Consider the following 14,115-nt stretch of genomic DNA (forward strand, 5'->3'; position numbering starts at 1 on the left):
TAAGGACATGTATGAAAGTTGTTATTCCTGTTGCTGGATTAGGTACACGGATGCTGCCAGCAACCAAGGCTATTCCTAAAGAAATGTTGCCATTGGTGGATAAACCCCTTATTCAGTACATTGTTGATGAATGTGTTAGTGCTGGCGTGAAAGAAATTGTGTTGGTAACCCATGCCAGTAAAAATGCGATTGAAAACCATTTTGATAAATCTTACGAGCTTGAATCAACCCTAGAGAAGCGGGTTAAGCGTCAGTTGTTACATGAAGTGCAGTCAATTTGTCCTAGAAACGTGACCATTATGCATGTGCGTCAAGGTGAGGCTAAAGGCCTAGGACATGCTATTTTGTGTGCTAAACCGTGTATTGGCGACAACCCGTTTGCGGTTGTGTTACCGGATGTGATTTTAGATTCGTATTCAGCTGATCAACGCACTGAAAACCTTGCGTCTATGTTAATTCGTTACCGCGAAACACTGGCCAGCCAAATTATGGTAGCGCCAGTACCGGATGATCAGGTTAATAAGTACGGTATTGCCGATTGTGGCGGCGAAAAGATTAACCCTGGTGATTCAACTAAAATATTCAACATGGTTGAAAAGCCTGAACTTGGCACAGCACCGTCAAATTTAGCGGTTGTTGGCCGTTATGTGTTGTCTGAAAAAATTTGGGACTTACTGGCTAAAACGCCTCCTGGTGCAGGTGATGAAATTCAGTTAACCGATGCCATTGATATGCTAATTGCCACAGAAACGGTTGAAGCATTCAATATGACAGGTAAGTCACATGACTGTGGCGATAAACTTGGCTATATGAAAGCCTTTGTTGAATACGGCATACGCGACCCTAAACTGGGCAGCGCATTTAAAAATGAACTCGCTGGTTTATTAGAAGAGTACCGATAACTCCTTTTATATTTAACTTAATCGGCTGATGCATCTGTAATCGATGCATTGGCCTTTTTTATGGTGACAACTGCAACAGCAACTTTAGTCTTTGCGATAGTGTCAGTCATCACTTTGTGTTAACCATTCTAGGTATACATCTAGCTACGCATCGATTGATTCATTTCTCTGTCACTTCAACTATCACTTCCACTATCACTTCAACTATCACTATCCTCCTGAAAAATTCGCCAATAATTATTTTATTCAATACGGTTAATGCTAATACTTTGAAAATACAGTCCCTGCTATGACGGGTTTGTTTACGTTGCTCTACTTTTGTCTTATAGACCTATTGCTAATGTTTCCTTGTTGTTAATTAAGACATATTGCATAGGATTAAAACAATAATTTGGAGAGCATGGATGAAACACTTAAAACTGGCTGCATTGATTTCTGGGGCAATGCTAGCTATGGCAGGCACGGCGCAAGCTAATACCGACATGACGTTTGGTGGCTATATTAAAGCTGATGTGATGTTCAGTGACTATGGCAATGGCGCACCTGAGTCGGGCAACTTATCGCGCCAATTTTATGTACCTGGCACTATTTACGGTAAAGAAGGCAGTGGTGAGCAGGTTGTTGACTTTCAAGCACGTGAAACTCGCTTCAATTTTAAAACCGTTACTGATATGGAAGGGGGTCACTCTTTAACAGGATTTATCGAATTAGACTTTATGACCCATACCGACGGTAATGAGCGTGTATCCAACAGCTATTCGCCGCGGATTCGTCATGCCTTTGTCAGCTATGACAATTGGACGATTGGTCAAACCTGGACCACATTTCAAAACCCTGGTGCGTTACCCGATAATTTAGATTTTGTTGGTGCTGCAGACGGTACGCCATTTGTGCGTCAGTCGTTAATTAAATATACCAGCGGCAATTTTCAGTTTGCGTTAGAAAACCCTGAAACAACTTTAACCCCAAATGGTGGTGGCGGTCGTATTACCAGCGGCAGTGGCGTTATTCCTGATGTGGTGGCCCGTTACAACTTTACCTCTGGTGGCGGTGCTGCGTATTCATTAGCGGGTATTGTGCGTCAATTGAACATTGAAGAGGTACAAGGCGGAACGCAACTTGATGCCAGCGAAATGGGTTATGGTGTGAGTTTTGCGGGTGTTATTCCGGTGGGTAAAGATGATTTTAAATTTACCGCAACCTATGGTGAAGGTTTAGGCCGTTACATGGCATTAAACTATGTTAACGCTGGGGTATTAGATGCTAATGGCGAGATTGAAACTATTACCTCTTATGGTGGTTTTGCTGCTTATCGTCACTGGTGGAATGAGCAATGGCGTACTAGTGTGACACTATCAGGATTTTCTGCCGACAATAATGCCGTGTTAACCGGCGGTGGCGTCAATAAAGAAGCCTACTCAAGCTATATTAACTTACTGTATTCACCGTCTAAGCCAGTGACTTTTGGTGTTGAGTTTATGCGGGCATTGAACGAGCGAGAAAACGGCACTGACGGCGATTTAAATCGCATTATATTCTCGGCGAAATACGTACTTTAAGTGATTTTAGCTCGGGTTAATCAATAAGATAACCGATAAAAAAAGGGCCATAACACTGTTATGGCCCTTTTTTATTATTTTATATTCAACCGTTTAGTCTAGTAGACCATGTTGACGAACATATTGATCATATTCGGTATAGCCACCAATTGGCGCTTCATCAACAAATACCTGTGGCACTGTTTCTACTGTTTTACCGACACTTTTTGATAAGTCAGCTTTAGAAATACCTTCAGCGTGAATATCAACATACTTGAATTTAAAATCTTCACGGTGTGCGGCTAATTTTTCAGATAACTCAACAGCGCGGACACAATACGGACAGCCTGGACGGCCAAAAATAACAACAAACATAGTAACTCCTACTTGGCTAGATGCTGTGTTTATAACACAACTTTTTTGCAAATGATAACGTGATTAAATGAATTTAGCTTAACCCACATAAAGCTAACCCAAATAAAGCTAACTGAAATCTGTTTTATGTTTACCTTGATAGTCAAAAAATAGATCAATTAATTTCCAGTGATGTTTTTGTTTTTTTAACAGCAATAAGTCGGGCTTTCTAAATCGGCTTTGATCACTTAATACCTGTTCTACTTTGTCATATCGCGGATGTAACATGCCCGGTGTGCGGGTGTGGCTAATGACAAATACCGCATAAAAGGCTTTTCTTTGTGCTGGGGTATCAAACTTAAAGCTTTGTTTAAAGTCATTGCCTTCAATATCAAGGTAGCGCACCAGCAGGCCTTGCTCATTTTGGCTGATTAGCATCTCCTGGCATTTAAATAAGTGATGATGCTGTGATTGTAATACTTGTTTTAAGCGCTTGTCAGGGTCGATTAATGTTGAGCTGCAGGTTTGGCAAATGCGTGCTGCTATATCATTTTCGGCGCCGCAGTCTGGACACACTTTCGACCTGAAACGAAAATCACACTGTTGCTTCGCATCTAGTTTATCTGTAGCGGCATTAAATGTATCGGTTTTAGCCAGGACTAACCCCTGACATCGACGCCCAAAATGTTCGATGATGTCACCGTCGTTATCGACTAATCCCCAAAATGTATTGGCAAACTGGCACACGGGGCAGTGTACTTGTACGGGCACTGACTTGCTGTTGGGTTTGGCTTGACCCACTTCAGGAAAATACAGGTCAAAACCATTGGCGGCATAATCAATCACCAAACAATCGGCTTTACCTGGCGCTAAACGCAGCCCACGACCAACCATTTGCTGAAACAAGCTAACCGATGCCGTAGGCCTTAAAATGGCAATTAAGTCGACATGGGGTGCGTCGAAGCCGGTTGTGAGCACCGCCACATTGACTATGTATTTAATTTGCTGTGCTTTAAAGGCGTCGATAATGGTGTCGCGCTCATGATGCGGCGTGGCGGCGGTGATTAATGCGGCTTTGGTTGGCGTGGCGGTATTGTCGATAAGCTTGTTTAATAAGCCGATAATTTCCTGCGCGTGGCGCACGGTTGCTGCAAAAATGATCACCCCTTTACGGGTGCTAGCCAACTGCACTATTTGTTTCACTATCGCGGTTGTCGCGCGGCCTTGGTGGTTAAGTATTGATTCCACTTCCTGCTGACTAAAATCGCCAGTTTCTGTCGGTTCAAGTTGACTAAAATCGTACTGGGCACTGAGGCCATCAAATAACTTAGGCGCCGTTAAAAAGCCTTGTTTAATCAGCGGGCGCATGGGCAATTCAAAAATGCATTTATCAAACACTGCAGTGTCAGTATTGCCAATTTTGCCGTGGTAATGGTGATGATATATCCAGCCAATACCTAGGCGATAAGGGGTGGCGGTAAGGCCTAAAATTTTAATAGCTGGGTTTTGCTTTTTTAAGTGCTGCAGAATTAGCTGATACTGGCTGGTTTTTTCATTACTGACCCGATGACATTCATCAATAATTACCAGTGAAAAGGGCTGATCAAACTTATCTAATGCCCGCGCCGCTGACTGTACGCTGGCGACAACCGTTTTACCGTTGGCTTTTTTCTGGTTTAATCCGGCGGAGTAAATATTGGCAGCTTGAGTGAGTAAACCGACTTTTTCAGCATTTTGCGCCACTAACTCTTTTACGTGGGTCAGCACTAATACGTTGCCGTTGGCGATACGAGCCAGTTCAGCAATAACAATGCTTTTACCTGCGCCGGTTGGCAAAGCTAATACTGCCGATTGTTGGCTGCTGCGAAAGTGCTTTATGGCAGCGTTAACCGAGTCTTGCTGGTAATCACGCAGTTGCAAAGCAGGTTTGTCAGTAGAAGCTTTCAAATATTAGGTTCAATATGCATTGGGTTAACTGTGGCCAGATAATATCATGATTATAGGGCTAAGTTTGCTTTAACCGCCTCGGCAAAGGTTCTAGAAACCGGCACTTCGAGATGATTACTTAACAACAATGACATTTTTCTATTTTCTTTACTCACCGACACCACAGCCTGGTTTGCAACCCACCAGGATCTATGTGTTTGTAAACCTGGAAACCCTTCTAGCTGCACCAAAGCATCTTTTAAGCGCATTAACAGCATATGCTGGCCTTTGTCTGTGTGCACTTTTAAATAGTGGTCATCCATTTCTAAACACAGTAATTGCCCGCGCTTTTCTAGCGGTAATAGCGCCATAAACTGCTCAATTTGAATGGTATTGACGTCTTGACTTTGTTGATGCTGTTCAATGACCTTTTTTGATTGCTCAATGACTAGCTTTGACAGCTCAAGTTGCTGTTTTTGATGGTGAAGATGGTTTTGTAACATACTGGTAAAGGTAATTATGCTGCCTATCACGAGAGTGTTAGGCAGTGCGAGTAAAAAATGGTGATTTAACTGTAACGTGTGATCAAAAAACAACCAGCCAATAAAAGGCACAATTAGACTCATTACTAAGCTGGCTAACAGTGATGAAATGGCTACCCGATGCCAGGGAGTGGTTACGCTTTTTGCGAGGTATTTATGGCCTACACTAATCAGCGGCATATAAATTAAGTAGCCACAAAGGCAGGTAAACACCCAATAACTCATCGACAAAAATAGGGTGTATTGATCCATACCAAAAGGACGCATAAAGCCGATAAATAGCCCAATTAATACCACAACAAGTAGTTGCTGAAATAATTTTAGTTTAGTTTGTTTAGGTTTTAGTTGTTGATTATTTAAGGGTATTTCACGATTCGTCAAAGGTACACATTCCTTTTTAGTTACATTTTACGAAGTTTTTGAGTCACTTTACGAAAAGCCACTTTGATTTTTTATCGCTCCATTCTATCGTCTTTTCAACACGAAGCAATGGCGAGATTGGCTCGGCTTATGTCAGCGCTAACCACCCATTGCAATAATACTTTTATCATAAACGATAGGAATACAACAATGACTAGATTTACTTCAAAACTGGATCGATTATTCACCCATAAAGCAGCGACTCGATTAACTCAAACCTACAGCAACAATATGGGGAAATCATCATTATTGGCAGTTTCAGTATTATTTGCATCAATGTGGGTTAATTCATCCACTTTTGCCGCAGATATTAAGCTTGAGATTGCAGGGGTAAATAGCCAGCCAAGTAAGATTTATGTGCAGCTATTTAGCGGTGAAGCTAACTACTTAAGTGGCAATGCGCTAAGTGCGACTTATATTCAGGCTAAAGCGGGCAATAACATTGTGGCTTTTAGCAATGTTGCTGCGGGTGAATATGCTGTGCGATTTTTTCAGGACGAGAATAATAACGGCACTTTAGACACCAATTTATTTGGCATGCCGTCAGAAGGTTATGGTTTTTCTAACAATGCCAAACCTGATTATGGCCTGGTAGCTTATCAGGAGGCCGCTTTCAGCATCACCGAAGATGCAGCGACTCAGATTAACCACACGCAAATCATTTATTAACCGATCCATTTTGAGATAACAATTTTGGAGATGATCATGCAACGCAGACAGTTTTTAAAAGGGGTGGGAGTAATAGGGGCATCAAGCATGTTGCCCGGTGCAGTGAATGCATTGGCATCTTCTGCTCCTACTGTGGTTAATATTAAGCAGAAATTTAATCAGGCGCTGGCACAGCACCCTGAGTTAATCGGTTTTGCTAATGTTGAAGCTAATTTTGAGTCGCAAACCCTGGCGATTGAGGGGCGCATTCCCGCCGATTTACACGGTAAATTTTATCGTAACGGGCCAGCAAAGTATGAGCGTGGTGATAATCGTTATTTACATGCTTTTGAAGGCGACGGTATGTTGCAGCGTTTTGATATTAGCGACCAAAAAATAGTCCACCGAGGCCAATTTATTAACACGCCTAAGTTTGCTAAAGAGCAGCAGGCACAGCAATTTGTGTATTCAGGGCCTGATACCAAAATAGCCGATGCTTTACCTGTGACCAGCGGTGATATAGTTAATACCGCCAATACCAATATTATTGCCGTGGGTGATGATCTTTGGGCGCTTTGGGAGGCGGGCTCACCGACAAAAATTGACCGAGATTCAATGCAATATACTCAACAGGTTAATTTGGGCGCGGGGTCAAAATATGCAAACAGTTTAAAAGGATTACCTTTTTCAGCGCACCCTAAAATTGACCCTAATGGAGATATTTGGAATTTTGGTTTGCATCCATCAGGTCGGGTGGTGATTTATCAATTAGCGGCTAATGGTAAAGTTAAAAATGCGGGGCTAATTAACAGCCAATACCGTGGCGGTATGTTGCATGATTTTTTGATTACCGATAAGAGCGTGTTAATCATTTTGCCGTCATTGTTTGTTGATAAAGCGATTGAAGGTCACTTTGCCCGTACCCAATATAATAGCGATATTCCGATGAGTGTGTTGGTGATCAATAAGCAGTCACTTAACGTAACCAAACGCTTTGAGTTACCCGCGGGTTTTGCTTTTCATTATGGTAATGCGTGGGAAGAGGCTAATGGCACCATTCATTTTGACGCTAGCTTGTATCCTAATGTTGATGTGCTGCATAAGCTGGCTAATGTGATGCAAGGTAAAATGTCGCAGGCAAGTGTAAAGGCGCAAACAGCCTTATTTAGTCTGTATATTGATGGCACTTATCATATGCAAACGGTGGGCGACAGCAGTGAGTTTCCGCGGGTGTGCGATCATCTTGTTGGCCTAAAAAATCAGTCTTTGTATCACTTGTCTGCCAAAAAGAGCAGCTTATGGAGCGATACCTTGTCGTCTTTGCATATTGATACCGGCGCTACGCAGCATTATCATTTTGGTGATGATTATCTAGTAGAAGAGCATGTGAGTGTTTGCCCTAAAGGCGTTGAAGGCAGTGGTTACTTAATGGGTACTGCGTTGCATGTGCCCACAAAACGCACTTGTTTGAATATTTTTGCCGCTAATGATTTAGCATCAGGGCCATTAGCTAGAGCCTGGTTGCCTTATCATTTGCCACTAGGGTTTCACGGTAATTTTGTTGCCAGCTAGTACGTATTTAACACTATTTCGATATGTACTTGCTGCTAATTTGCTTAACTGATTCCCTTAGCTAATTCTCCGAAAAATCCGTTTAGCGAAAAGCAGAACAAAAAAAGCCCCTCATGAAGAGGGGTAAAAAAGAGAAACTGGTTAGAATTCTCTTAGGTGGATGGAAATCAAATAATGGCAATAAGCATCGCGTTGTTTACTGTGTTGATTGTTACGCTTTTTACTGCGTAAGCGAGTTGAACAGCTGGGGGGACTGTTCAACTCTTGTTATTGTTACTCGGTTTTGTTTAAACGAGATTCTATTAAGGTGTCAATTACCGCAGGATCTGCCAGGGTTGAAGAGTCCCCTAAGTTAGTCACTTCGTTTGCGGCAATTTTACGCAAGAAACGACGCATGATTTTGCCTGAACGGGTTTTAGGTAAACCGGTTGCCCACTGAATTAAATCAGGTGTAGCCAAGGCGCCGATTTCTTTACGAACCCACTGACGTAACTCTTGACGTAGCTCTTCAGTTGGTTCGATATCGCGGATTAAAGTGACGTAGGCGTAAATGCCTTGTCCTTTAATATCATGCGGATAACCTACAACAGCGGCTTCAGCGACTAGTTCATGTGCCACAAGTGCGCTTTCAACTTCAGCTGTACCTAAGCGGTGACCTGATACGTTAATGACATCATCCACTCGACCGGTTATCCAGTAGTAACCGTCTTCATCGCGGCGAGCACCATCGCCGGTAAAGTACATACCGCGGAAGGTTTTAAAGTAGGTGAGTGCAAAACGGTCGTGATCACCAAAAATGGTACGCATTTGTCCTGGCCATGAATCAAGAATAACTAAGTTACCCTCAGTTGCGCCTTCAACAATTTCACCCATGTTATCAACCAGTGCAGGTTGAACACCAAAGAATGGTCGGGTTGCTGAACCTGGTTTGGTATCAGTTGCGCCTGGTAATGGGCTGATCAAAATGCCGCCAGTTTCGGTTTGCCACCAGGTGTCAACAATTGGGCACTGCTCATTACCAATCACTTCGTGGTACCAGCGCCATGCTTCAGGGTTTATCGGTTCGCCGACCGAGCCCATAATGCGCAGTGAATCACCTTTGTAGTTACTGAATTGTTCTTTACCTTCAGCCATTAATGCGCGGATTAATGTTGGCGCGGTATACAGAATATTGACTTTATGGCGGTCAATCATTTCACCTATACGTGAAGGTGTTGGCGCATTTGGCACCCCTTCATGAATTAACACTGTGGCGCCGTTGGCTAATGGGCCGTAAACCATGTAAGAGTGGCCAGTAATCCAACCTACGTCGGCGGTACACCAGTAAACTTCACCTGGTTTATAATCAAATACATATTCGTGGGTCATTGAGGCGTAAACCATGTAACCGCCCGTGGTGTGCAACACACCTTTAGGGTTACCGGTTGAACCTGAGGTATAAAGTAGGAATAGCGGGTCTTCTGCGCCCATTTCTTCATACGGGCAATGCTCAGATGCAACGTCCATTAATGAGTGCCACCAAATATCGCGGCCTTCTACCCAATCAATGTTGCCACCAGTGCGTTTGAGGACAATGACTTTTTCGACGCAATCCACATCTGGACTGGCTATTGCTTCATCAACACTGCGCTTGAGAGGGATTTTACGTCCACCGCGAACACCTTCGTCAGAGGTAATCACCACTTTAGATTTACCGTCAATCACCCGAGAGGCGATTGAGTCTGGTGAGAAACCGCCAAAAACCACAGAGTGAATTGCGCCAATGCGAGCACAGGCCAGCATAGCTACCGCAGCTTCAGGCACCATTGGCATGTAAATAGTGACCACATCACCTTTAACCACACCTTGACCTTTAAGGGCATTGGCAAATTTACAGACATCGGCATGCAGTTCTGCATAGGTGATTTTACGCTGTTCGTTCGCGTCATCGCCTTCCCAAATAATGGCCACAGTGTCGCCATTTTTTTCAAGGTGGCGATCTAAACAGTTGGCTGAGGCATTTAATGTGCCGTCATAAAACCAATTGATTGATAAGTTATGGTCATCAAACGAGGTTTGTTTTATCTTAGTGTAAGGCTTTATCCAGTCAATGCGTTTACCGTGTTCTCTCCAAAAACCTTCTGGATTAACAATAGATTCCTGGTACATTTTTTTATATTGATCGTTATTGACCAGTGCATTTTCAGCGATAGCGCTAGGCACTTTGTAGAGAGACTGCGAGCTCATAGGGGATTCCCTTTCTTTAAATTGCGTGATGAAAGTATCGTCTGCAACAGGCTTGTAACACTATTAGACCTTGGTCTAGTTTGAGAAAGTCCTTATTATTTAACCTGTTGCACGTGCTAAGCTGAGCTTCAATTATGTATTTATGTGGTGAGTTTAATGACACAGCATAATATTGATTGTTTAATCGACAAATGTTGAAGGCTTTGAAAAGATAACTAAAAAACAATAAGAATGATATCGCAAGACTCATTCAATCATTAAAGGTAATGAATCGCGTTATGAATTTAACCCTTTTTGTGGCAATTATTGCCCTGTGTTATGTGTCGCTTTTATTTATTTTGGCGTGGGGCGCAGAGCGTTGGTATGGCAAAATTAGCAAAAAAGTGCAGCTATGGATTTATGGCCTCAGTCTGGCGGTATATTGCTCATCGTGGAGTTTTTTAGGCACGGTAGGGCAGTCGGCAAATGACCTTTGGTCATTTTTACCCATATTTGTTGGCCCGATCATCATTTTTACCTTTGGCTTTGGTTTGCTGCGTAAAATGGTGGTGGTGTCTAAAGCACAAAATATCACCTCAGTGGCCGACTTTATAGCAGCCCGCTATGGTAAGTCGCAGTTATTAGCCGCGTTAGTCACACTGATTGCCTTGTTTGGTATCATGCCTTACATCGCGCTGCAACTTAAGGCTATGGTGTTTTCGCTTAACCTATTTCAACCGGTAGATTCGCCGCTTAATCCCCAGGGCGTACCGTTATTGATCACCTTTATTCTGGCGGTATTTGCCATTCTTTTTGGTACTCGAAAACTCGATGCCACTGAGCATAATCCTGGCATGATGGTGGCTATTGCGTTTGAGTCACTGGTAAAGTTGACCGCTTTTTTGCTGGTGGGCATAGTGATTAGCTTTGGCTATTTTGATGGTTTTGGCGATATTTGGCAGCAAGCTAGCGAACGTGATTTGATTGAGTTTGGGCAATTAAGGATAGAGTCATTATTGCCTGAATTAATTGTGGGTATGGCGGCTTTTTTATGTATGCCACGCCAATTTCACGTGATGGTGGTGGAGTGCGGTGGCGAGTCGGTGCTTAAAAAAGCCCGTTGGATTTTTCCGGTGTATTTAGCCTTGTTTGGCATTTTTGTTGCGCCGTTAGCGCTGGCTGGGAAGTTACTATTGGGTGACAGCGTTGCTGCTGATACCTATGTGATTAACCTGCCGTTAGCGTTAGAGCAGCCTATTATTGCTGTTATTGCATTATTAGGGACTTTATCGGCTGCCACTGGGATGGTGATTGTGGCGGTAGTGACCATCAGTGTGATGATCAGTAACGAATGGCTGGTGCCATTTATGTTACGCACAGGTCAGATAAGAAAAAAGAACTTTAGCCAATTTTCACAGTTATTATTGAATACCAGACGTTTGGCCATAGTGTTAATTCTAGGCTTTGGTTACCTCAGCTATTTAACCTTGGCTAATAGCGATTCGCTGTCACATTTAGGCATGTTGTCGTTTGGCGCCTTTGCCCAACTTGCTCCGGCATTAATTGGTGGACTGTATTGGAAATACGGTAATCGAAGTGGAGTGTTTTTGGGCCTAGGAGTGGGCTTTAGTTTATGGTGTTACGTGCTGTTTTTTAGCAGCAATGATGTTAGTGCGTTATCCCATTTTGGCGCCAATCAAGGGATTTTAGAGTCAATTAAACCCAATGTTAGCGATACTCTTATTGCACTTTTAGCCAATATTATTTGTTATGTATTGGGCTCGCTATGGTTTAGAACAGGAGTTGCTGAACGTATTCAAGCCAGCAATTTTGTTAAACCTTGGAATTTAAAACAAAATGATAATAAGCGCCAAAGCCCTATTGCCCAGCAGGATTTGTTAATTCTTGCTAGCCGCTTTGTTAGCCCCACGCGGGCATATGAAAGTTTTAGCCGATTCTCCCCTGATGCAGTTAAAAGTGATAGCTGGCATAAAGCAGCCCCTGACGAACTTATCGCCCATACCGAACATATGTTAGCGGGTATATTGGGAGCATCCAGTGCCAAGTTAGTGATGGATTCGGTCATGCAAGGGCGGGACTTAGCCTTAGATGAAGTATTCAGTTTAGTAGATGAAGCATCATCTAAAATTATGTTTAGTCAAGATATGCTGCGCGGCGCAATTGAGCATGCCTATGAGGGCATGAGCGTGGTGGATAAAGACCTTAATCTGATGGCGTGGAATTTTAAATATGCAGAGCTGTTCCAGTTTCCTGAAAACTTTTTAAAACAAGGTATGCCGATCAGTGAAGTGGTGCGCTTTAATGCCGCCAGAGGTTTTTGTGGCAAGGGCGATATAGAACAGCAAGTGAGTGTACGGGTGCAGCATATGCGTAATGGGACCCCGCATACGTCTGAGCGCGAAAGGCGGGACGGTAAAGTCATTAAGATTCAAGGTAACCCTATGCCAGATGGTGGGTTTGTGATGACGTTTACCGATATTACCCAATATCGTTTGCAGGAAAAAGCCTTAAAAGAAGCCAATGAAACCCTTGAGGAGCGAGTTAAATCCCGTACCTATGAGTTGGCCATGCTAAATAGTGAATTATTGGAGGCTAAAGCCCAGGAAGAGTTAGCTAATGCTTCTAAAACGCGATTTTTAGCCGCAGTAGGACATGATCTTATGCAGCCTTTGAATGCCGCTAGATTATTTACCGCGTCATTAGCGCAATACCCCAATTTAGATTTAGAGGCACAAACAACCTTAACCCACGTAAACAGCTCATTGAAAACCGCTGGTGAGTTGTTGACAGATTTGCTTGATATTTCCAAGCTTGATTCAGGCAATGTTGAGGTTAATCGTCGTGACTTTGCTATTGGAGAGTTGCTGAATGCTCTTGCGATTGAGTTTGATGCGATGGCGCAAGACAGCCAGATTAATTTTAATATGGTGCGCTCAACATTAACCGTTAACTCAGATCCGGCGCTATTAAGGCGTATTTTACAAAACTTTTTGACTAACGCTTATCGCTATGCCCGTGGAGGTAAAGTGTTAATGGGCTGCCGTCGACAAGGTCAATACATCGACATTCAGGTATTTGATACTGGCTGCGGCATTGCTAAAGACGATATACAAGAGATTTTTCGCGAATTTAAGCGGCTTAATCACCCAAGTAGTCGCAACGTAAGCGGTCTAGGCTTAGGGTTGGCGATTGCCGATAGGATAAGTAAAGTGCTGGGGCATGAAATTAATGTCACCTCAGAACTGGGTGAAGGCTCGATGTTTTCCATCAAAGTGCCACTAGGACAAACCGTGCACCAGGTTGAAACCAAGCCAGCCGCGAGTTTATTGCAGCCGCTTGCGGGGGTGAAAGTGTTGTGTATTGATAACGAAGAAGCCATTCTTGCAGGGCTAGAGTCATTGCTTACTCGCTGGCAGTGTGAAGTGGTGTGCGCTAAAAATTTAGCCGATGCACGAATTAAGTTAGGGCTGAAAGGCATAGCGCCTGATATTGTGTTAGCGGATTATCATCTTGATGATGATCAAAATGGGGTTGATGCGATGGACGGTATTCGGGCCCGATATGGTCAACACTTACCGGGTATTTTGATTACCGCCAACACCAATAAACAATTAGTCGAAGACGTGGAAAACCGTGGTTATCATTATATGGCTAAAATGATTAAACCAGCGGCATTAAGAGCGCTAATTTCAAGCCTAGTTAAGCAATGATTTAGTTAATGACTTAGTTAATGACTTAGTTAAGCAATGCTTTTTTAAGGAACACTATGTTAACTGTTTATGATGACATCACCATCTGGCAATGGTTACAAGGTTAAATTCGTGCTGGCAATGTTGAACAACAAACTGGGTTTGTGCGGATGATGGATTAATTTGAGGCTATTTAAGCTCAAGGCCTCATCGCTTGAATAGCATGGTGATAATTCCATACCAATACGTTGCATTAAGCATTGATGCTGTTTACTCTTCGTACTTTTAAAATAATAAT

Annotated in this window: 9 protein-coding genes; 5 read left to right on the forward strand and 4 right to left on the reverse strand. The window is 43.0% G+C overall.

The genetic code is table 11. The features are described from left to right. Positions 1-11: 11 nt before the first annotated feature. Positions 12-902, forward strand: coding sequence for a UTP--glucose-1-phosphate uridylyltransferase GalU (gene galU / locus L0B17_RS08805; protein WP_235089391.1), 891 nt, complete (start codon positions 12-14; stop codon positions 900-902). Positions 903-1,306: 404 nt separating this feature from the next. Next, positions 1,307-2,461, forward strand: a complete 1,155-nt coding sequence (locus tag L0B17_RS08810) for a DcaP family trimeric outer membrane transporter (RefSeq protein ID WP_235089392.1) — start codon at positions 1,307-1,309, stop codon at positions 2,459-2,461. A gap of 93 nt (positions 2,462-2,554) precedes the next feature. On the opposite strand, the gene L0B17_RS08815 is transcribed toward L0B17_RS08810, so the two are convergent. The 3 genes from L0B17_RS08815 to L0B17_RS08825 form a co-directional block, all read right to left on the reverse strand. After that, positions 2,555-2,815 (reverse strand): GrxA family glutaredoxin, encoded by a 261-nt coding sequence (locus L0B17_RS08815; protein ID WP_226414840.1) that lies wholly within the window; start codon positions 2,813-2,815, stop codon positions 2,555-2,557. Positions 2,816-2,923: 108 nt separating this feature from the next. Next, the gene (locus L0B17_RS08820) at positions 2,924-4,741 is read right to left on the reverse strand and encodes a DEAD/DEAH box helicase (RefSeq protein ID WP_235089394.1); all 1,818 of its coding nucleotides are present in this window, start codon (positions 4,739-4,741) and stop codon (positions 2,924-2,926) included. A 50-nt stretch (positions 4,742-4,791) separates the two neighbouring features. Then, on the reverse strand, positions 4,792-5,643 hold the full coding sequence (locus tag L0B17_RS08825; RefSeq protein ID WP_235089396.1) for a LytTR family DNA-binding domain-containing protein: 852 nt from the start codon (positions 5,641-5,643) through the stop codon (positions 4,792-4,794). 189 nt (positions 5,644-5,832) lie between these two features. Between L0B17_RS08825 and L0B17_RS08830 the strand changes: the two genes are divergently transcribed. Then, entirely contained in the window at positions 5,833-6,351 is a 519-nt protein-coding gene (locus tag L0B17_RS08830; RefSeq protein ID WP_235089398.1) for a DUF2141 domain-containing protein, read from the forward strand. A 36-nt stretch (positions 6,352-6,387) separates the two neighbouring features. Then, complete coding sequence (locus tag L0B17_RS08835; RefSeq protein ID WP_235089399.1) at positions 6,388-7,902, forward strand: carotenoid oxygenase family protein; 1,515 nt, start codon at positions 6,388-6,390, stop codon at positions 7,900-7,902. Positions 7,903-8,175: 273 nt separating this feature from the next. Here L0B17_RS08835 and acs read toward each other — a convergent pair whose 3' ends face one another. After that, positions 8,176-10,128 (reverse strand): acetate--CoA ligase, encoded by a 1,953-nt coding sequence (gene acs, locus L0B17_RS08840; protein WP_235089401.1) that lies wholly within the window; start codon positions 10,126-10,128, stop codon positions 8,176-8,178. A gap of 278 nt (positions 10,129-10,406) precedes the next feature. On the opposite strand from acs, the gene L0B17_RS08845 reads away from it, so the two are divergent. Further along, complete coding sequence (locus L0B17_RS08845; protein WP_235089403.1) at positions 10,407-13,838, forward strand: hybrid sensor histidine kinase/response regulator; 3,432 nt, start codon at positions 10,407-10,409, stop codon at positions 13,836-13,838. Positions 13,839-14,115: the final 277 nt, after the last annotated feature.

Origin of the sequence: Shewanella sp. OMA3-2 (genome assembly GCF_021513195.1) — a bacterium.
GTDB lineage: Bacteria > Pseudomonadota > Gammaproteobacteria > Enterobacterales > Shewanellaceae > Shewanella.